Source organism: Pseudomonas alkylphenolica, assembly GCF_000746525.1.
GTDB lineage: Bacteria > Pseudomonadota > Gammaproteobacteria > Pseudomonadales > Pseudomonadaceae > Aquipseudomonas > Aquipseudomonas alkylphenolica.
Genome location: NZ_CP009048.1, coordinates 5,126,590 through 5,147,800, shown reverse-complemented (window position 1 = coordinate 5,147,800; position 21,211 = coordinate 5,126,590). Strand labels below are relative to the sequence as shown.

At 63.4% G+C, this 21,211-nt stretch carries 12 protein-coding genes; 7 read left to right on the top strand and 5 right to left on the bottom strand.

All coding sequences use genetic code 11. From position 1 onward, the window contains the following. Positions 1 to 58: 58 nt before the first annotated feature. The 3 genes from PSAKL28_RS23620 to PSAKL28_RS23610 all read right to left on the bottom strand — a co-directional run bounded on the left by PSAKL28_RS23620 (position 59) and on the right by PSAKL28_RS23610 (position 5,645). Positions 59 to 1,849: a protein-disulfide reductase DsbD gene (locus tag PSAKL28_RS23620; RefSeq protein ID WP_038616984.1), complete on the bottom strand. Its 1,791-nt coding sequence runs from the start codon at positions 1,847 to 1,849 to the stop codon at positions 59 to 61. Between the two features lie 109 nt (positions 1,850 to 1,958). Then, positions 1,959 to 2,738, bottom strand: coding sequence for a methyl-accepting chemotaxis protein (locus tag PSAKL28_RS28660; RefSeq protein WP_371262012.1), 780 nt, complete (start codon positions 2,736 to 2,738; stop codon positions 1,959 to 1,961). Positions 2,739 to 4,031: 1,293 nt separating this feature from the next. Next, on the bottom strand, positions 4,032 to 5,645 hold the full coding sequence (locus PSAKL28_RS23610; protein WP_038615059.1) for a response regulator: 1,614 nt from the start codon (positions 5,643 to 5,645) through the stop codon (positions 4,032 to 4,034). A 280-nt stretch (positions 5,646 to 5,925) separates the two neighbouring features. On the opposite strand from PSAKL28_RS23610, the gene PSAKL28_RS23605 reads away from it, so the two are divergent. The 4 genes from PSAKL28_RS23605 to speA all read left to right on the top strand — a co-directional run bounded on the left by PSAKL28_RS23605 (position 5,926) and on the right by speA (position 10,173). Next, entirely contained in the window at positions 5,926 to 6,999 is a 1,074-nt protein-coding gene (locus tag PSAKL28_RS23605) for a DUF2333 family protein (RefSeq protein WP_038615057.1), read from the top strand. A 3-nt stretch (positions 7,000 to 7,002) separates the two neighbouring features. Next, the gene (locus tag PSAKL28_RS23600) at positions 7,003 to 7,539 is read left to right on the top strand and encodes an NUDIX hydrolase (RefSeq protein WP_038615053.1); all 537 of its coding nucleotides are present in this window, start codon (positions 7,003 to 7,005) and stop codon (positions 7,537 to 7,539) included. Positions 7,540 to 7,734: 195 nt separating this feature from the next. After that, positions 7,735 to 8,106, top strand: a complete 372-nt coding sequence (locus PSAKL28_RS23595; RefSeq protein ID WP_010221702.1) for a translation initiation factor Sui1 — start codon at positions 7,735 to 7,737, stop codon at positions 8,104 to 8,106. A 153-nt stretch (positions 8,107 to 8,259) separates the two neighbouring features. Next, complete coding sequence (speA, locus tag PSAKL28_RS23590) at positions 8,260 to 10,173, top strand: arginine decarboxylase (RefSeq protein ID WP_038615050.1); 1,914 nt, start codon at positions 8,260 to 8,262, stop codon at positions 10,171 to 10,173. Positions 10,174 to 10,248: 75 nt separating this feature from the next. Here speA and PSAKL28_RS23585 read toward each other — a convergent pair whose 3' ends face one another. Continuing rightward, positions 10,249 to 11,592 carry an MATE family efflux transporter gene (locus PSAKL28_RS23585; protein WP_038615047.1) on the bottom strand — a complete coding sequence of 448 codons (1,344 nt, stop codon included), beginning with the start codon at positions 11,590 to 11,592 and terminating at the stop codon, positions 10,249 to 10,251. Between the two features lie 101 nt (positions 11,593 to 11,693). On the opposite strand from PSAKL28_RS23585, the gene PSAKL28_RS23580 reads away from it, so the two are divergent. Further along, positions 11,694 to 16,598 carry an alpha-2-macroglobulin family protein gene (locus PSAKL28_RS23580; RefSeq protein WP_038615044.1) on the top strand — a complete coding sequence of 1,635 codons (4,905 nt, stop codon included), beginning with the start codon at positions 11,694 to 11,696 and terminating at the stop codon, positions 16,596 to 16,598. 84 nt (positions 16,599 to 16,682) lie between these two features. Here the strand turns inward: PSAKL28_RS23580 and PSAKL28_RS23575 are convergent, their stop codons facing one another. Continuing rightward, positions 16,683 to 16,976 (bottom strand): hypothetical protein, encoded by a 294-nt coding sequence (locus tag PSAKL28_RS23575; protein ID WP_038615042.1) that lies wholly within the window; start codon positions 16,974 to 16,976, stop codon positions 16,683 to 16,685. Positions 16,977 to 17,080: 104 nt separating this feature from the next. On the opposite strand from PSAKL28_RS23575, the gene pbpC reads away from it, so the two are divergent. Further along, on the top strand, positions 17,081 to 19,414 hold the full coding sequence (gene pbpC, locus PSAKL28_RS23570; RefSeq protein ID WP_038615040.1) for a peptidoglycan glycosyltransferase PbpC: 2,334 nt from the start codon (positions 17,081 to 17,083) through the stop codon (positions 19,412 to 19,414). A gap of 118 nt (positions 19,415 to 19,532) precedes the next feature. After that, positions 19,533 to 21,197 carry a ShlB/FhaC/HecB family hemolysin secretion/activation protein gene (locus tag PSAKL28_RS23565; protein ID WP_038615038.1) on the top strand — a complete coding sequence of 555 codons (1,665 nt, stop codon included), beginning with the start codon at positions 19,533 to 19,535 and terminating at the stop codon, positions 21,195 to 21,197. Positions 21,198 to 21,211: the final 14 nt, after the last annotated feature.

The window sequence follows — 21,211 nt, the reverse complement described above, 5'->3', positions numbered from 1 at the left end:
TATGTGACTAATTTATTAAATTCGGTCATTGATGATGGCTTTCAGCGGCCAGAAGAAGTTATAGACCCAGATCGGCGCGAATGCGCGTCAGATGCTCGGCAAATTCGCCGGCGTTTGTCTCACCTACCACGCGAACGCTGGTTTTTTCGCTGCCGTTCGCGGCAAAAAACAATAGCGCCGGCGGGCCGAACAGCTGGTAGCGGTCGAGCAGGGTGCGCTGTTCGGCATTGCTTTCGGTGATATCGAAGCGCAGCAGCTTGTAGCCCTCAAGCTGACGCTGGACCGCAGGCGCGGTCAGCACCTCGTGCTCGATGACCTTGCAACTGATGCACCAGTCGGCGTACCAGTCCAGTACCACCGGTTGTCCATCGGCCTTGGCCTGGGCCAGGGCATTGTCGAGCGCGGCGGGAGTGGTCACGGTCTGCCAGGCGTTTTCGGACCTGGCCTGGAGGTTGCCAGCACCGCCGGAGACGGCGGCCTGAGGTAGCGGACGCAGCGGGTCGGTCTGGCCACTCAGTGCGCCATACCAACAGGCCAGGGCGTAGACCAGCAGCAACAGGCCGAGCAACTGCGCCAGGCGCTGCAGGGTGGTTTTCGCGGTGAACTCCAGGGCGCCGAGGAACACCGCCACACCGGCACTCAACAGGCCCACCAGCAGCAACGTGACCTGGCCGGGCAAAACCCGGCTGAGCAGGCCGATGGCCAGGCCCAGCAGCAGTACGCCAATAGCATTCTTCACCGTCACCAGCCAAGGACCGCTTTTTGGCAGCCAGGCCGCACCACCGGTGGCCACCAGCAGCAATGGGGCGCCCATGCCCAGGCCCAGGGCGAACAGTTTCAACGCGCCGCCCACGGCGTCACCACTGGCGCTGATATACAGCAGCGCGCCGGCCAACGGTGCCGACACGCAGGGCGATACCAGCAAGCTCGAGAATACCCCGAGAATCGCCGCACCGAGCAGCGAACCGCCCTTGGTCTGGCCGACCAGGCGCTCCAGGCGATGGCTGATGGCATGAGGCAGCTTCAATTCGAACAGGCCGAACATGGCCAGGGCGAACAGCACGAAAAACAGCGAGAACGGCACCAGCACCCAGGCTGATTGCAGACGTGCCTGCAGGTTCATGCCGGCGCCGAACAGGCCCATCAGTGCGCCGAGCAGGGCGAAACAGGCGGCCATCGGCAGTACATAGGCCAGCGACAGGCTGAAACCGCGCAGGCCACCGACCTGACCACGCAGGACCACGCCGGAGAGGATCGGCAGCATTGGCAGTACGCAAGGGGTGAAGGTCAGGCCGACACCGGCGAGAAAGAACAGCAGCAGTTCTTTCCAGGTCCAGGCTTTTGCCGTCGCTCCCGGTGCGTTGGCGGCCGATGCGCCAGCGCTACCTTCAATGCTCAGGCGCTCGGTTTCCGGTGGGTAGCACAGGCCTTTATCGGCGCAGCCCTGGTAACCCACCAGCAAGGTGAAGGCGCGCGCGTCATTGGCGGGGCGCGGGATGTCGATGTCGAGGATGCCGTGGTAGACCTCGACGTCGCCGAAGAACTCGTCGTGCTTGGCTTCGCCGGGCGGGATCTGCGCAGCACCCAGGGCGATGTCGGCAGGTTCGGTACGAAAATGGAAGCGATGGCGATACAGGTAATAGCCATCAGCGGCGACGAAGCGCAGCTTGATGGTTTGCGCGTCGCTCTGAACCACGCTGAGCTTGAAGGCTTCGTGCACCGGCAGAAAGTCGGCACTGTTGTTCAGCGACGGGGCGCCCAAGGTAGCGCTGGGGCGGTTGTCGAGCAGGCCGGCGCCGACGGCGGGCAGGGCCAGAAGCAGGAAAATCAGGCAAAGCAGGCGGCGCATGGCGGTCTCGCTGTACAGATGTGCCTGCATGATAACCCAATCGCGGGGCAAGCCCGCTCCCACCGATTGGTATGGCCCGGTAGGAGCGGGCTTGCCCCGCGATTGGGACTCAAACCCGAAACGCCCGCACTGCAGTATTCAGCTCGCCGCCCAGCCGGAGCAACTGCTCACCTTGTTCACGCCCTTCACCAATACGCTGCAGATTGTCTTCACCCAAATCATGAATCCGCTCACTGTGATCACGAATCTCGCTCACCGCGCCGCTTTGCTGGGCGGTGACGTCGGCAATCCGTACCGCCGTGGCGGAGATGGTCTGGATTGCCGCGACGATCTCATCCAGCGCGCCGTCGGCGGCTTGAGCCTTGTCGGCGGTTGCCTCGGCATGTTCGAGCTGGGCGCGCATACCCTCTACCGACTCGCGCGCAGCTTGCTGCAGGCGGCCGATCAAGGTCTGGATCTCGCCAGTGGCACCCGTGGTGCGCTGAGCCAGCGAGCGCACTTCTTCGGCCACCACGGCAAAGCCGCGGCCCATTTCCCCGGCGCGTGCTGCCTCAATCGCGGCGTTCAGGGCCAGCAGGTTGGTTTGTTCGGCAATCGAGCGAATGACCGTGAGCACACCGCCAATAGTGGCTGACTCCTCGGCCAGTTGTTCGATCATCTGAGCATTGCCTTGCACTTCATCGACCAGCGCGCGCAGGCCGGTAAGGCTCTGGCCGATCACCGCCTGACCTTGCTCCACTGCGCGTCCGGCATCGCGGCTGGCATCGGCGGCCTGGCTGGCATCGCCGGCGACCTGCAGGATGGTTGCTTCCAGCTCGCCCAGGGCATCGCGGATTTGCGCAGTGTCACCGGCCTGACGCTCGGCGCCTGCATGCAGGGCGCTGCTCATGCCGGCCAGGGCATGACTGCTGCCCGCCACCTGTTCAGCATTGCTGCGGATGGTTCCGACCAGTTCCACCAGGTACAGGCGCAGGCGGTTGAGTGAATCCTGGATGTCATGCATTTCACGGTTGCTTTTGCCCAAGGCAATGGCCTGGCCGAAGTCACCTTCGGTCCAGCGTGAAAGCGCGGGCGCCAGGTTGGTCAGCACCCGTGCCAGGCGCCGTTGCAGAGTATCGATGAGTAGGGCGATCAACAGGATCAGGCCAATCATCAAGCCCTGGATCAGCCGCACTTCACCCTGGATCGTGGCGTGCTGGCTGCGCACCAGCGGCTCAAGGGCGGCAATCGCTTGCTGCACGGCGTCTATCTGCTGATGAGTACGGTCGGCCAGTTGACTGCGACGCTGGATCTGTTCGCGGGTGCGTTGCAGTTCGCCAGGGTAGCGTTTGAGCAGGCTGTTCAGTTCCCGTTTGAGGGCGACGCCGGTGTCTTCGGCTGCGCTGTCGCTTTGCGTCTCCAGGCCCATCAGGGCGGCAAAGTCATCGGCATTCGACTCGCGGGCGGCGGTGACGCCAAGCAGCGGCAGTTCATCGAGCGCCTGGGCCTGGGCGACCATCTGCTGCAGCTCACGCTCGACTTCGTCCGCCAGTTCGCTGCGGCCACTGCTGACCAGCTTATCGCGGGCCAGCGACAGCCGCGAGAGGTGCAGTGCGGCGCGCAATAGCGGCGCGCCATAGCGTCCGGCATCGCCGCTGGTGCTGCTCTGGGCGTAGCTGGCCAGTTGATCGAGACTTGCGCCGAGCTCGCGTTCAGCCTGGAGCAGCAAGGCCTGCGGGTCGCCGGCCAGTTTGCCGGCCGCCAGCAGCTCGTTGCCGGCAAACCCTTGCAGGCTGTCCAGGCTCGGGCGTAAGGAGGCGGACAAGGCCGGAGGCAGTTGCTTGAGTTCCTCCTGCAGGGCGCCGGTGGCCTGAACCGCAGTGGCGTGGCGCAAGGCGTCGCCGCTGTTGAGGTAGTCGAGGATGTTGCGGGCCGCCTGGTTCTGGAACTGCTGCGACAGCGACAGGTAACGCTCCATGATCTGGTAGGGGCGTTCCAGGGCGCGCTGCGACCACCACAGGGTGGCGCCCAAGGCGATACAGACGGTAACCAGCAACAGGGTGTTGAAATTGGTGAGCAGCTTCAGGCGCATGTCCGGGGTCTACCAACGGCCGAATGGTAAGCCCCTGAAGTTATTGCGTTTTTGTGACCGGGTTATGACGAAGTCAGGCGTTCGGGCAAATAAAGTGGCACTTTGCCTTGATCAGCCGACGCGTTGTACCCGGTTGCGCCCGGCCCCTTTGGCGCGGTACAGGGCTTCGTCGGCGGCGGTGGCCATGCTCAGGGCGTCGAGCTCATCGCTCAATTGCACCACGCCAGCGCTGAACGTGCAGGACAGATCCCGCGGTTGCGCCGGGTAGTGGATCTCGGCAAAGCGGCGGCGGATTTCATCCAGCACTTTGTGCGCTGCCGTCAGGTCGGTGTTGGGCATGACGATGGCGAACTCTTCACCGCCGTAGCGGCCGATGAAGTCGGTCTTGCGCAGGCGCTGCTTGAGAAACAGTGCCAGGCTCTTGATCACCCGGTCGCCCATGGGGTGGCCATGGCTGTCATTGACCTTCTTGAAGTGGTCGATGTCGAGCATGGCAAAACTCAGCGGCTGTGCTTCGCGGCGGGCGCGGAAACTGCAGTCTTCGAGCAGTTGCAGGATATGGGTGTGGTTGTACAGGCCGGTCAGGCTGTCGCGAACCATCCGCGCCTTGAGATTGCGCGCCCGCGCGGCACGGTTGCGCACGGTGGTGATCAGGTGGCGCGAGCGGATCGGCTTGGTCAGGAAGTCATCGCCGCCTTCGCTCATGGCGTCGAGCTGCTTGTCCAGATCGTCCTCGGCGGACAGGTAGATGATCGGCACGCTGACGTAGCGGTCATTGTGGCGAATTACCTTGGCCAGCTCCGTACCGGTGCAGTCGGGCATGTACATGTCGAGGATGATCAGGTCGGGCTGGAAGTCGGCAAGCTCGGCCATGGTGCGGATCGGCTCGGTCAGGGTCCGGGTGACGATGCCGGCACTGTTGAGCAGGCGCTCGGTGTGCATGGCCTGGGCCCGGGAATCGTCGATGATCAGCACTCTGAAGGGTTCGTACTGGGTGACGCTGGTCAGCAGTTCGACCTTTTCCAGCAGGCTGGAGGCTTCCAGGGTGCCGGTCAGGAACTCCTGGCCACCGGCGCGCACTGCGGCCAGACGCGTGGGCGTGTCGGTTTCATCCAGGCTGAAGAACAGCAACGGCACCCGCTGCTCCAGGCCTTGCTGGGCCTGGGCGGCCAGTTGCAGGCCGGCACCGCTGCCGGTGAAGTCGACATCCATGACGATCGCCGATGGCAAGCGCTCGCTCATCGAGGCACGAAACGCATCGGCGCTGTACAAGGCTTGTACACCGAGGCCGAAGAACTCCAGTTGCTGGGCCAGACGCTCGGCGCGGTCGTGGTCCTGGAGCATGATGTAGACCGGCTTGCGCAACGGCGGCAACGGCACCTGTTCGAGCTGGTCGCCCTGGCGCAGGCCGGTACGTGACAGACGCTGCATCAGCCGGTTGAGTTCGCTGATCAGGTGGCTGCTCAAGCGCGCGCTGTTGGCCTCGACGGCCTCCAGGGTATGGCCGATGGCTTCGGCCAGCTCGCTGTGCTCAGGTTGTTCGAAACGTGCGGCGTAGCGCTGTAGACGCAGGTTGGCTTCGCACAGTTCGCCCAGATCGCCAGTCGACCACTCGCTGCGCTGCAGGCGCTGCCAGATCTCGAGTATCTGCCGAGCCTGGTGAATCACCCGCTGGGCAAAATGTTGCTTGAGGCGTTCACGATTGGGGTCTTCTGGCTCGGTCATGTCCTGACTACTTGTAAGGGGTGAGGCAGTTCGAGTGATGGCTCTATGCTAGCACCACTTTCTGGACAATCGAGTGTCTTGTATCAATTATCTGTACAGGTTTGTTATTCATTTGCTGACTCGATAGTCGCTTATGCGAACCGACCCGCTTGATTTATAGTGCAGCGATACTTGCCGACCCCGGCAGGCGGCGCGCCGTGGAATTACCACGCAGCGCTGGCACGAAGCCCGGGGGTTGCGGTCGAACCCCTTGAACCGACGTGACAGAAAGGACAACGCCATGCTGGATTGGAAAAACCGTACAGGCAAAGCCGAAGCGCGCGAGCGGGTCGAGCCCCGCAGTGCCGCCACCCGCAGCTATTTCGGCGGATTGTTCTTCAGTCGTGCCCTGGGCACGCTGATTGGCCTGTACCTGCTGGTGTGCATTGGCCTGGGTTGGTACTGGAGCGCCGAGCCGGACCTGTTCCCGGTCCAGCAGAATGCCCAGGCTGCCGCCGAGATGACCGGTCAGCAGATGGTCGTAGGCTACACCACCGTAGAAACCCTCAAGACCGTTGCCGGTACCTTGTTGCACAAGCCGGGCGGCTACATTTCCAACGACCGCTTCCCGCCTGGCTTGTGGATGGACAATATGCCCAGCTGGGAATACGGCGTGCTGGTCCAGGTCCGCGACCTGAGCCGGGCCCTGCGCAAGGATTTCGCCCGCTCGCAGTCGCAGTCCGCTGAAGACGCCGATCTGGCCAAGGCCGAGCCGCGTTTCAACTTCGACAACAAGAGCTGGATCCTGCCGTCGAGCGAATCGGAGTTCCAGGAAGGCATCAACTCCCTGACCCGCTATCAGAAGCGTCTGGCCTCGCCGGATCAACAAGGCGCGCTGTTCTACACCCGTGCCGACAACCTCAACAACTGGTTGGGTGATGTCGCCACCCGTCTGGGCTCGTTGTCGCAGCGCCTGTCGGCCAGCGTTGGCCGGGTCAAGCTCAACAGCACCCTGAAGACCGAGTCGGTGGTTGCCGGCCAGGCGCCGCAGCTGGATGAAGAAGTGGTCGAAACCCCGTGGCTGCAGATCGACAACGTCTTCTATGAGGCCCGTGGTCAGGCCTGGGCGCTGTCGCACCTGCTGCGCGCCATCGAAGTGGACTTTGCCGATGTACTGGCGAAGAAGAACGCCACGGTCAGCGTGCGCCAGATCATTCGTGAGCTGGAGGCCTCCCAGGAGCCGCTGTGGAGCCCGATGGTGCTCAATGGCAGCGGCTTCGGCATGTGGGCCAACCACTCGCTGGTCATGGCCAACTACATCTCCCGCGCCAACGCGGCGGTGATCGACCTGCGCCAACTGCTGTCGCAAGGCTGATCGGTGAGCATTTCCAAGCAAGAGGCGGCGCATCGCGCTGCCTCGGATGCCGAACTGATCGCCTGGGTCGACGAGCACGATCAGCTGCTGGGTGCATTGCCTCGCGCCGAGTTGCGTGAAAAGGGCCTGATTGGGCGCGGTACCTACATTCTGTTGTTTAACTCGGCCGGTGAGCTGTGCGTACACCGGCGCACCGAGAGCAAGGCCATTTACCCGGGTTACTGGGATGTGGCCGCAGGCGGCATGGTCCAGGCCGACGAAAGCTTTGCCGAGTCGGCTGCCCGCGAACTGGAAGAAGAGCTGGGTGTAGCCGGAGTCGAGTTGACTGCCCACGAGCGTTTTTTCTTCGACCAGCCCGGCAACCGCCTCTGGTGTGCGGTGTTTTCGGCGGTCTGGGACGGGCCTTTGCGCCTGCAGCCCGAGGAAGTCAGCGAAGCGCGCTTTCTGCCGCTCGAACAGGCGCTGGCCGACAGCCGGCAACAGCCGTATTGCCCCGATTCCCTGGCGGCGTTGCAGCGCTACATCGACCGTCGGGCCTGAAGTCGCGAATCCTGTGCAAATTGGCGCAGTTTTGTACTTAGCATCTGCACAAATTATCGTTACACTGCGCGGCCTTTTAAGGCTGCCGCACCCTGGGTGCGGCAGTTGCGCTGCCCCTGCCAGAGTGGGGCTTCGCGGTCGGTACCCTGCCCGGGGCGCCGACCAGTTTTTGTCCTCACCGTACGAGGATCAAAAGTGGCCAAAAAAGCCGCATCATTCGCCGCCCTCGGTGGCCTGGTGTTCTCCACTGATGCAGGTCGGCATTGTCCGGACTGCAGCAAACCCATAGATGCCTGCATCTGCAAACAGACGCTCATCCCCGAAGGCGATGGCATTGCTCGCGTGCGCCGCGAAAGCAAAGGCCGTGGCGGCAAGACGGTGACGACCATCAGCGGTGTACCGCTGCCCCTGGAACAGCTCAAGGATCTGGCCAGCACGCTCAAGCGTCGCTGCGGAACCGGCGGCGCGTTGAAAGACGGGGTCATCGAAATCCAGGGCGATCACGTCGAGCTGTTGTTGGCAGAGCTGATCAAACAAGGCTTCAAAGCGAAAAAGTCCGGCGGCTGAAGACTGCATCGCGATTTTTTGCAATTCGCTTTCTAAACTCGTTCCCGTAGGAAGGGTCTATCCCTGAACACGGAAAATCGTCATTTCCAGGTTTTACACTGCGCCCGCCGTCCGTGGGTCGGTGTTATTCGACTTTTTATATAGGGGACTTCAATGTCCGTACGACGCACACGCAAAGATGATGGCAGCCAATGGACAGTTGCGGACAGCCGCAGTGTTTACGGGATTCGCCATTGGGGGGCCGGTTACTTCGCAATCAACGAGGCCGGCCGCGTCGAAGTCCGCCCCAACGGGCCTGGCAGCGCACCGATCGATCTTTACGAGCAAGTCGACGAGCTGCGCAAGAGCGGCCTGTCGCTGCCGCTGCTGGTGCGTTTCCCAGACATCCTGCAAGACCGCGTGCGCCAGCTGACCGGTGCGTTTGACGCCAACATCGCGCGCCTGGAGTACCAGAGCCAGTACACCGCGCTGTACCCGATCAAGGTCAACCAGCAGGAAGCGGTGGTGGAAAACATCATCGCCACTCAGAACGTGTCCATCGGCCTTGAGGCCGGTTCCAAGCCTGAACTGCTGGCGGTACTGGCGCTGGCGCCAAAAGGCGGGACCATTGTCTGCAACGGTTACAAGGATCGTGAGTTCATTCGTCTGGCGCTGATGGGCCAGAAGCTGGGCCACAACGTGTTCATCGTCATCGAGAAAGAGTCGGAAGTGGCGCTGGTGATCGAAGAGGCGGCCGAACTCAAGGTCAAGCCGCAGGTCGGTCTGCGCGTGCGCCTGTCGTCGCTGGCGTCGAGCAAGTGGGCCGATACCGGTGGCGAGAAATCCAAGTTCGGCCTGTCGGCCGCGCAGTTGATCTCGGTGGTCCAGCGCTTCCGTGACGCCGGCCTGGATCAGGGCATCCGTCTGCTGCACTTCCACATGGGGTCGCAGATCGCCAACCTGGCTGACTACCAGCATGGTTTCAAGGAAGCGATCCGTTACTACGGCGAGCTGCGCGCCCTGAACCTGCCGGTCGATCACATCGACGTCGGCGGTGGCCTGGGTGTCGACTATGACGGTACCCATTCGCGCAACGCCAGCTCGATCAACTACGACATGGACGATTACGCCGGTGTCGTGGTCGGCATGCTCAAAGAGTTCTGCGATGCCCAGGGCCTGCCACATCCGCACATCTTCTCCGAGAGCGGCCGCTCGCTGACGGCCCACCACGCCATGCTGGTGGTACAGGTCACCGACGTCGAGAAGCACAACGACGAAGTGCCGGTGATCGACAACAAGGAAAGCCTGCCCGAGACCGTACAGTGGCTGGCCGACCTGCTCGGCCCGACCGATATCGAGATGGTCACCGAGACTTACTGGCGTGCCACGCACTACATGAGCGACGTGGCAGCGCAGTACGCCGACGGCAAGATCACCCTGGCCGAGAAAGCCCTGGCCGAGCAGTGCTACTTCGCCGTGTGCCGGCGCCTGCACAACTCGCTCAAGGCCCGTCAGCGTTCGCACCGCCAGGTGCTGGACGAGCTCAACGACAAGCTTGCCGACAAGTACATCTGCAACTTCTCGGTGTTCCAGAGCCTGCCGGACACCTGGGCCATCGGCCAGGTCCTGCCGATCCTGCCGCTGCATCGCCTCGACGAAGAGCCGATGCGCCGTGCGGTGCTGCAGGATCTGACCTGCGACTCCGATGGCAAGATCAACCAGTACGTCGACGAGCAGAGCATCGAGACCAGCCTGCCGGTGCACGGCATCAACGAGGGTGAGGACTACCTGCTGGGGATTTTCCTGGTCGGTGCCTACCAGGAGATTCTCGGTGACATGCACAACCTGTTCGGCGACACCGACTCGGTGAACATCTACCAGAACCCTAACGGCAGCGTGTACCACGCCGGTATCGAGACCCACGACACCATCGAGGACATGCTGCGCTACGTGCACCTGTCGCCAGAGGAGTTGATGACTCACTACCGCGACAAGTGCGCCAGCGCCAAGATCACCGCGCGTGAGAAGACCCAGTTCCTTGATGCCTTGCGTCTGGGGCTGACCCGTTCGTCTTACCTGTCGAGCTGATGTAATCGCGGGGCAAGTCCGCTCCCACCGGGTGTTGTATGAACCTGGTGGGAGCGGGCTTGCCCCGCGATGCTTTCAACGACGAACAAACCACCCATCCCGCCGCTGCAACCGCCAGCCCATCACCCCCAGCGTCACTCCGCGCAAGGCCATGAACAGCAGAAAGCCCAACCACAAGCCATGGTTGCCCAGATCCCTGGCGGCATAGGCGACCGGCAAGGCAATCGCTACGCTGAGCAACATGCCATTACGCATCTCCCGCGCCCGCGTTGCCCCGATGAACAGACCGTCGAGCAAGTAACTCCACACCGCCACCAGCGGCAACAGCGCCAGATAAGGCAGGTACTGATAGGCCGTTGCGCGCACGCTTTCGATATCGGTCTGCATGTTGATAAACAGGTGTCCGCCAAACAGAAACAACACGGCAAAGCCACTGCTGGCCAGCAGCGACCAGCCGCAAGCCACGGTCAGCGAGCGACGCAAGGCCTGGCGATCACCGGCGCCGATGGCGTGCCCGCACAAGGCCTCGACCGCATGGGCCAGACCGTCGAGGGCATAGGCAGTGAGCAGCAGGCCATTGAGCAGCAGGGCATTGGCCGCGACAGTAGCCTCACCCAATCGAGCACCCTGCACGGTGATCAGGAAGAACACTGCCTGCAAGGCCAGGCTGCGGATGAAAATGTCGCGGTTGACGGCCAGCAGCGGCCGCCAGCTCTGCCAGCGGCGCAGCAGGGCCCAGGCGATCTGTCCCGGATAGGCGCGCAAGGCCGGGCGAGTCAGGGCCAGACCGAGCAGGGCGGCACTCCATTCGGCAATCACCGAGGCCCTTGCAGAACCGATCACGCCCCAGTCCAGGCCCAGCACGAACCACAGGTTGAGAGCGATATTGAGCAGGTTGGTGGTTAGCAGAATCGCCAGCGGCGCCCGGGCGTTCTGGGTGCCGAGGAACCAGCCGACCAGGGCAAAACTGGCGAGCGCCGCTGGCAGGCCTAGCAGACGGGTCTGGAAAAAGTCCTGGGTCGATTGCTCCAGCGCCGCCGAGGGCTGCATCAATTGCAGGGCCAGGTGACTGAAGGGCAGGGCGAGCAGGCCCAGCAGCAACGCGAACAGCAGCGCCAGCAACAAACCCTGCACCAGCACCTGGCGCAAGGCTGCGCCGTCGGCACGCCCGGCCGCCTGGGCGGCAAACCCGGTGGAGCCCATGCGCAGAAAACCCATGACCCAGGCCAGGAAGGTGTACAGGCTGGCACCCACGGCGACCGCACCCAACTGGTGAGCATGTGGCAGGTGACCGATCACCGCGCTATCGACCAGCGCCACCAGGGGTACGGAAATATTCGAGAGAATCATCGGCGCGGCCAGTGCCCAGACCTTGCGGTGGGTCGGGCGGTCGCGCCAGTCGGTCAACAATCGGGACATGTCGGCTCCAGGCAAGCCGGACATTGTAGCCGCAGCGCACGGAGACGGCCTGGTTGATATATAGTTCTTCCCTCAGAACCTGCTGCCAAAGAGTTTTTTCCATGCTCAACAAAGGATTGTTGCTGGCCTGCGTGCTGGCCTTGCTCAGCGCCTGCGACTCGTCTGCCCCAGACAAGCCAGCCCCGGCTCCGGCCTCTACGCCTGCGCAGACTCAGGAAGCCGCCAAGCCGGCCCGTGAAGACGCCGCGACCCTGGCCAAGCGTTATGCCGGTCGCGAACTGAGCGTGGTGGATGTCTCGGAAGTTCAAGTCGATGGCGCCAGCGCGCTGTCCTTGAGCTTCTCGGTGCCACTGGATGCGCAGCAGAATTTTGCCGACCGGGTGCACCTGGTCGATACCGTCAAAGGCAAAGTCGATGGTGCCTGGGAGCTCTCCGACAACGGTATGGAGCTGCGCCTGCGCCACCTCGAGCCGCAACGCAAATTGGTGCTGACCATCGATGCCGGCCTGCAGTCCGTAAACGGTGAGCGCCTGGCCGCCGAGTCGGTAAGCCGCCTGGAAACCCGCGACATGCAGGCCACCATCGGCTTCGCCAGCCGCGGTTCGCTGTTGCCTACGCGCCTGGCCGAAGGGCTGCCGGTGATCGCCCTGAACGTCAACAAGGTCGATGTCGAGTTCTTCCGCATCAAGCCTGAGTCGCTGTCATCCTTCCTCAGCGCCTGGGGCCGCAACAGCAGCCTGTACTACTACCAGTCGAAAGAAACCCTGGACATGGCCGAGCTGGTCTACAGCGGCCGTTTCGACCTCAACCCGGCGCGCAACACCCGTGAAACCGTGTTGCTGCCGATCGCCGGGATCAAGCCGCTGCAGGAGCCGGGCGTGTACCTGGCGGTGATGCGTGCTTCGGGCACCTACGACTACTCGCAGCCAGCCACCCTGTTCACCCTCAGCGACATCGGTGTGTCCGCGCACCGCTACCAGAACCGTATGGATGTGTTCACCCAGGGGCTGGAAGGTGGCAAGGCGCTGGGTGGCGTCAACCTTGAGCTGCTCGACGCCGAAGGCCGGGTGCTTGGTCAAGGCAAGACCGACAGCGACGGTCATGCCCAACTGCCGATGCCGCCAAAGGCGGAAACCCTGCTGGCCCATCAGGGCGTGCACACCACCATGTTGCGCCTGAACAGTGCGGCGCTGGACCTGGCGGAATTCGACATCACAGGTCCCCAGGCCAATCCCCTGCAGTTCTTCGTCTTCGGTCCACGCGACCTGTACCGCCCAGGCGAGACTGTGCTGCTCAATGGCCTGTTGCGCGACCAGGACGGTCGCCCGCTGAAGCCGCAGCCGGTAACCGTGGAAGTGCGCCGGCCCGATGAGCAGATCAGCCGCAAGTTCGTTTGGGAACCGGGTAGTAACGGCCTCTACCAGTATCAGCTGCAACTGGCCACGGAAGCCCCGACCGGGCGCTGGCAGTTGCTGTTTGACCTGGGCGGTGGCAAGAAGCAGATCTATGAGTTTCTTGTTGAAGACTTCCTGCCCGAGCGCCTGGCCCTGGAGCTCAAAGGCAGCGATGAGCCGCTGAGTCCTGAACAGGGCGCCGAGATCGACGTCAATGGCCGTTACCTCTACGGCGCCCCGGCCTCGGGCAACCGCTTGAGCGGCCAGGCGTATGTCCGCCCGCTGCGTGAAGCGGTAGCGGCGTTGCCGGGCTATCAGTTCGGTTCGATCACCGAGCAGGAGCTGAGCCAGGACCTGGAGCTGGATGAGGTCACCCTGGACGCCAACGGCAAGACCACCATCAGCATCGAAAGCAAATGGTCCGAAGCCCGTTCGCCGCTGCAACTGACGGTGCAGGCCAGCTTGCAGGAGTCCGGTGGCCGGCCGATCACCCGGCGCCTGGAGCAGCCGATCTGGCCGGCCGAACGCCTGCCGGGGTTGCGCGGCTTGTTCGACGGTGAAGAAACCGACAGCGATGCTCCGGTGGAGTTCGAAATGCTGGTTGCCGATCGTGACGGCAACAAGCTGGCGGTCAACGGCCTCAAGGTGCGCTTGATTCGCGAGCGCCGTGACTACTACTGGAACTACTCGCAAAGTGACGGCTGGAGCTACAACTTCAACGAGAAGTTCCTGACCCAGAGTGAAGAGACGGTCAACATCAAGGCGGGCTCGACCGCCAAGCTGACCTTCCAGGTTGAGTGGGGCCCGTACCGTGTCGAGGTCGAAGACCCGCAGACCGGCCTGGTCTCCAGCGCGCGCTTCTGGGCCGGCTACCGTGCCCAGGACAACGCCGACGGCGGTGCCGTGCGTCCGGACCAGGTCAAGCTGGCCCTGGACAAACCGTCCTACGCCGATGGCGCTACCGCCAACGTTACGGTCACGCCACCTGCGGCCGGTACCGGTTACCTGATGGTCGAATCCAGTGAAGGACCGCTGTGGTGGCAGGAGATCGACGTGCCGGCCGAAGGCAAGACCTTCGCCATCAACCTCGACCGTAAATGGGCGCGCCATGACCTGTATGTCAGCGCCCTGGTGATTCGTCCGGGCGAGCGCAAGGTCAACGCCACGCCCAAGCGTGCGGTCGGGGTGCTGCACCTGCCGCTGGACCGTGCCGAACGCAAACTGGCGGTGACCCTCAGCGCGCCGGAAAAGATGCGTCCCAAGCAGCCGTTGACGGTCAAGGTCCAGGCCCGCAATGCCGACGGCAGTGTGCCTAAGCAGGTGCATGTGCTGCTGGCGGCGGTGGACGTGGGCATTCTCAATATCACCGACTACACGACGCCGGACCCGTTCACCGGCATGTTCGGCCGCAAGGCTTACGGCGCCGACCAGCTGGACATCTATGGCCAGTTGATCGAAGCCGGTCAGGGCCGTCTGGCCAGCCTGGCTTTCGGTGGTGATGCGGCGATGGCCAAGGGTGGCAAACGACCGAACACCAGCGTCACCATCGTCGCCCAGCAGAGCGCGCCGGTGACCCTCAACGAAAACGGCGAAGGCGAGGCCAGTGTCGATATCCCCGACTTCAACGGTGAACTGCGCCTGATGGCCCAGGCCTGGACCGATGAGCGCTATGGCGTGGCTGAAGGCAAGACCGTGGTCGCTGCGCCATTGATCGCCGAGCTGTCGGCACCGCGCTTCCTCGCCGGTGGTGACAGCACTACCTTGGCGCTGGATGTCTCGAACCTGTCCGGGCAGGCGCAAAAACTCAACGTGCGCCTGAGCACCGAAGGCCAGTTGAGCCTTATGCGCGCAGCCGAGCAAACCCTCGAACTGACCCAGGGCAAGCGTGTCACCCTGCTGGTACCGGTGCAGGCCAACGGTGGTCTGGGCCAGGGCAAGGTCAAGGTCGAGGTGCTGGGGCTGCAACTGCCGGGTGAGACGGCCACAGCCTTCAGCCGCGAATGGACCCTGGGCGTGCGTCCGGCCTACCCGGCCATGCTCAAGCACTACCGGGTGGCGCTTAACGATCAACCGTGGAGCCTGCCGGAGGCTGACCTGGCCGCATTCGAGCCGGCCGGTCTGGAGGCGATGCTGGCTTTGTCCAGCCGTCCGCCGCTGAACCTGGCCGAACAGATCCGCGCCCTGGAAGCCTACCCTTATGGCTGCCTGGAGCAGACCACCAGTGGTCTGTATCCCTCGTTGTATGCCGATGCCGCGACCCTCAAGCGTCTGGGCATCACTGGCGAGCCCGCCGAGGTGCGCAAGCGCAAGATCGAGATGGGCATCGAACACCTGCTGGGCATGCAGCGCTACAACGGCAGCTTCGGCCTGTGGAGTTCGGATTCCGAGGAGGAGTACTGGCTGACGGCCTATGTCACCGATTTCCTGCTGCGGGCTCGCGAGCAGGGCTATGCGGTGCCTGCCGATGCCCTGAAGAAAGCCAGCGAGCGCCTGCTGCGCTATCTGCAGGAGCGCAACCTGATTGAGGTGAACTACAGCAATAACGCCGAGCACAGCCGTTTTGCCGTGCAGGCTTATGCCGCTCTGGTGCTGGCCCGCACGCAGCAGGCGCCGCTGGGTGCGCTGCGTAGCCTGTTCGAGCGGCGCAGTGATGCTCGCTCCGGCTTGCCTTTGGTGCAGTTGGCCATCGCCCTGGAAAAAATGGGTGACAAACCCCGCGCCCAGCAAGCCTTGCAAGCGGGCCTGGCGGTCAGTCGCAACGACAAGGACTGGCTAGGCGACTACGGCAGCCCGGTGCGCGACCAGGCCTTGATCCTGGCCTTGCTCGAAGAGAACAACCTGGCCAGCACCCAGCTGGATCAACGGCTGTTCCAGTTGTCCGACCAGGTCGCGGCCAGCCAGTGGTTGTCGACCCAGGAACGCAACGCCTTGTTCCTCGCCGGCCGCGGCTTGCTGAACAAACCGGAAGGCAAGTGGTCGGCGCGTCTGGACAGTGCGGGCGAACTGCGTGACCTGGACAGCGCGCAATCGGGCCTGAAACTGGAAGGGCCACTGCTGGCTTCGCCGCTGACGGTGCAGAATCAGGGCAGCGACACCTTGTATCAGCAACTGACCCTGTCCGGTTACCCACGCTACGCCCCGGCGCCAAGCAACTCCGGCATGAACATTCGTCGTGAGTACCTGGGTTTGAACGGTCGGACTCTGGATATCCGTGCGCTCAAGAGTGGTGATCTGGTGCTGGTGCACCTGGCCGTGACTGCTACGTCCCGGGTACCGGATGCGCTGGTGGTCGACCTGCTGCCTGCCGGTCTCGAGCTGGAAAACCAGAACCTGGCGCAGAGCGCGGCGAGCCTGGACAACGCCAGCAGTGCGGTCAAACAGTGGCGCGACTCGATGCAGAACGCCAACGTTGTGCACCAGGAGTTCCGTGATGATCGTTATGTCGCGGCGCTGCCTGTGGACAGCTACGGCACTACGCACTTGCTGTATCTGGCGCGTGCAGTGACCCCGGGTACCTATCGGGTGCCGCCGCCGCAGGTGGAATCGATGTATCGACCGAACCTGCAGTCGGTGGGTGAATCGGCAGGTGAGATGGTGATCAAGGGCCGTTGAAGGGACTGGTAGGAGCGGGCTTGCCCCGCGATGCGATGTGACTGACACAACGCAATCGCGGGGCAAGCCCGCTCCCACCCACCGTCAGTGAATGATCCAGCTCAGCACCCACAACCCCAGCACCAGCCAGATGATGCCGAGGATGATCGAGGCACGCATGAAGGCACGGATGGCCGAGTACAGCAGCATCAAGCCGATGATCAGGGCAACGATGCTGACCAGCGAGGTGTCCATGCCCAATGTGCGCGCCAGGCCATCGATGAAGTTGCCACCGGCGTTGGCCAGCAGGTTGAACAAACCGCTCAGGCCATCGACGACAAAGCGGATCAGTGCCCCCAACGCCTGGCCGAGCCACTCGAAAAAACCTTCTACATGCATAGTTGCTTCCTGATGATCGTATCGGCTCGTTGGCCGTTGCCAAACCTTTGGCTGTGTATTGGCCTGCTCGGTTCCCTGTCCATCGCCAGCGACTCGGAGGCCTGATGCCCATCTTAGCTAAACGCCTGAGCGTCGTATCGGCTGTCGTGCTGTTGTGCGGCGCGCTGTTGTGGGCTGCCGACCGCCTGTGGCCTTTGCCGCTGCCGGCCGATGACCTGGCGCGCGTGGTGCTGGCCGAGGACGGCACGCCGTTGTGGCGTTTCGCCGATGCCGATGGGGTCTGGCGGTATCCGGTCAGTGCCGATCAGGTATCGCCCTATTATCTGCAGGCGCTGCTGACCTACGAGGATCGCTGGTTCTACCAGCATCCAGGGGTCAATCCGTTGGCCCTGGTCCGTGCTGCCTGGCAAAACCTGCGCGGCGGGCGGGTGCTGTCGGGCGGCAGTACCCTGTCGATGCAGGTCGCGCGTCTGCTCGATCCGCATTCGCGCACGGTGCCTGGCAAGCTGCGTCAGTTGTGGCGCACCGCCCAGCTGGAGTGGCACCTGAGCAAGGCGCAGATTCTGGAAATCTACCTCAATCGCGCGCCGTTCGGCGGTACCTTGCAGGGCGTGGCAGCGGCCAGCTGGGCCTACCTGGGCAAATCACCGCAACACCTGACCCCGTCTGAAGCAGCCATGCTCGCAGTACTGCCCCAGGCGCCGAGCCGCTTGCGCCCGGACCGTCACCCGGCCCGCGCGCAAGTGGCCCGCGACAAAGTGCTCAAGCGCCTGGCCGAGTACCAGGTATGGCCGCAGCAACGCGTCATTGAGGCGATGGAAGAGCCATTGTTACTGGCACCGCGTCAGGAGCCTGCGCTGGCACCGTTGCTGGCGCGACGCCTGAACCGGCCGCACAGTCCGCCGCTGATCCGCACCACTGTCGATGCCGCGCTGCAGCGGCGCCTGGAAGACTTGCTGCTTGGGTGGCGCGCCCGCCTGCCCGAGCGCACCTCGGCGGCGATCCTGGTGGTGGAGGCGCAGACCATGGCGGTACGCGCTTACCTTGGCTCGGTCGATCTGAATGATGAACGCCGTTTCGGGCATGTCGACATGATCACCGCGCTGCGCTCCCCCGGTTCGACCCTCAAGCCTTTTCTCTATGGCATGGCCATGGACGATGGCCTGATTCATTCCGAATCCTTGCTGCAGGACGTGCCCAGACGCTACGGCGATTATCGCCCGGGGAACTTCTCCATGGGCTTCAGCGGCCCGGTGGCGGCCAGTTCCGCCTTGGCGCTGTCGCTCAATCTGCCGGCGGTGCAGTTGCTGGAAGCCTATGGTCCCAAGCGCTTTGCCGCGCAAATGCGCAATGGCGGCGTGCCGTTGACCCTGCCACCGCTGGCCGAGCCGAACCTGTCGCTGATCCTGGGCGGCGCTGGCAGTCGCCTGGAAGACCTGGTGGCCGGTTACGGTGCGCTGTCACGCGGTGGAATGAGTGCGCCCATGCGCTTGCAGCCGGACGCACCACTGCTCGAACACCGGCTGCTGTCGCCAGGTAGCGCCTGGATCATCCGGCGCATTCTCAGTGGCCAGGCGCGCCCGGACCGTGATCCGCATGCTGAACTGGTACAGCGTCCGCTGCTGGCCTGGAAGACCGGAACCAGCTATGGCTTTCGCGATGCCTGGTCGATTGGCGTCGGGCCGCGCTATCTGATCGGTATCTGGATCGGTCGTCCGGATGGCACCCCGGTGCCCGGACAGTTCGGCCTGGCTTCGGCGGCACCGTTGATGCTGCAGGTCCATGATGTGCTGAGCAACCGTGACAGCCAGCGCGGCATTGCCGTGCCGGTGGCCGCGGTGCCGGAGAATGTCGGGGTGGCCGCGATCTGCTGGCCGCTGGGTCAACCGCTGGCCCGCCAGGACAGCAATTGCCGGCGTCAGCGTTTTGCCTGGACCCTGGATGGCACCACGCCGCCAACCTTGCAGGCGGCCGACCAGCCCTTGAGCGTCGGCTTGCGCGAAACGGTCTGGGTCAACACCCAAGGACAGCGGGTGGATGCCAGTTGCCCAGGGGCCCAGGCCAGGGAGGTTGCCTTGTGGCCGGCGCCGCTGGAACCCTGGTTGCCCCGCGTGGAACGTCGCGAAGCGCGGCTGCCCCCGGTTGATCCGCACTGCCCACCACAGGTGCCGGCTACCGCACCGCCGCTGTCCATCGTCGGCGTGCGCCAGGGCGATCAACTGCGCCGTCCGGCCACCAGCAGCGAACCGTTGCGTCTTGAGGTTTCCGCGCTGGGCGGCAGTGGTCGGCGCTGGTGGTTCCTCAATGGCGCGCCGCTGGGTGAGTCGCAGGGCCAGGAGTACTTGAGCGCTCGCTTCGAGCAGAGCGGGCGGGTGGAATTGAGCGCGCTGGATGAGAGCGGCCAGACCGCGCGGGTCGAGTTTCAGATCAATGAATGAACGGGCTGCATGGCAGCCGCCATTCTGATTAGACGACGATGCGCACACCACCTACGCTTGAACCAGACGAGGGAGCCGTCTTGGTGCTCTTGTATCTGTCGGGATCATGGAGCGTCAAATGCGTCCGTTGGCCGTCGCGGTTCTCAGTCTTTCTTGGGCAAGCGGGCTGAGCGCCGGATCGCTGCCAGTGTTTCTCGATAGCAATGAAGTCGAACGCAGCCTGCCGGCGCCAAACCTGCCCGCCGACAGCTATCGCCCCGACACGCCGGCCTTGCATGTAGCCACCCCCGCAGCACCGCCGCTGCAACTGCCGATGAACACGCGGATCCTGTTGCACAAGGTGCGTTTTGTCGGTGGCACCCTCTATCCGCTGAGCGACCTGCGGGACAATTATCAGGAACTGGTCAATCGCGAGATCACCCTGGGTGAGTTGGTCGAAGCCACCCAGCGCCTGACCCGGCGTTATCAGCAGGATGGTTACCTGTTGTCCTACGCGTACCTGCCGCCACAGGACTTTGCCGATGGGCGTGTGCAGGTGGTGCTGGCCGAGGGCTACATTCGCGACTATGAACTGCAAGGTGATATCGGACCGGCATCCGCCTATCTGCACACGCTAGCGAGCAAACTCAAGGCCGAGCGCCCGCTCACACACAAGACCTTGCAACGCTATACCGCCCTGATGAGCCGGGTGCCTGGCGTTACATTGCAGGCCCAGGTGCCGCCTGGCGACGCCAATGGTGCGAGCACCTTGGTTGTTCAGGCTTCGCGCCAGCCCTTCAGCTCGACGCTGAATCTCAGCGATGGCAACCGCGAGGACCCGCAGGCGCTGCTGGCTGTCAGCAGCAATGCGCAGACTGCGCTGGTCGAGCAAGTGAGCTTCACTGCGCTGTTTCCTCCCGGTGATGAGCATGAGCATTACTACCGCCTGGACTATGCCCAGTACCTGGACAGCGAAGGCAGTCAGCTGAACCTGTCGGCCACGCGCTACCGCAGTGATCCAGGCGCTCTGGTTCGCCTGAACAACGGCACCGACCTCAAGCAGCATCGTGAGCATGAGCGCTATTCGATTGGCCTGAGCCAGGTCGTGACGGCTTCCCCCGAGGAGTGGCTCAACGTTGCCGGGCGTCTCTACGCAGTGAGTGACGACACCGATTATCAGGCTGTCGACACTGCATTCAAGAGTCGGAGCCGCACCGACCTGCGCGCCCTGGCCTTCGAAGGCGACTGGCGCCAGACCGATCCCCGGCAATTGCGCATCCTCAGTGTCGGCGCCTACCAGGGCATAGATTACCTGGGGGCGAACACCGACAGCGATGTCGACTTGGACTTTCTGCGTCTGCGGGTGTCCGGGTTGCAGAGTGATCGCTATTTCGATCATTGGCAGGGTGTGATTTCGGCGGCGCTGAACTGGAGCAACGACAGTTTGCCGGACAGCGAGCGTGCAGTATTTGGCGGCCAGAGTTTCGGCCGTGGTTATCCCGCCGATCAGGCTTCGGGTGACAAGGGCTGGGGTGTGGCATATGAGCTGAACTACAGTTTCAGCAGCGATGGCCACTGGTTCAAGCGGGTGCAGCCCTATGTGGTAGTGGATGCCGCGCGCAGCTGGTTCAACGAGCTTGAAATTCGCGACTCACGCTTGTCTTCGACAGCGCTGGGGGTGCGCGTTGGCGATGCACGCTACTACAGCATTTCCCTGGAAGCGGCCAAACCGATGTCGGACATCGCCCTCGACAGCCTCGACCGGCAGCCGCGTTTTACCTTGAGCTTCAGCTTTCAGCTGTAATCGCGGGGCAAGCC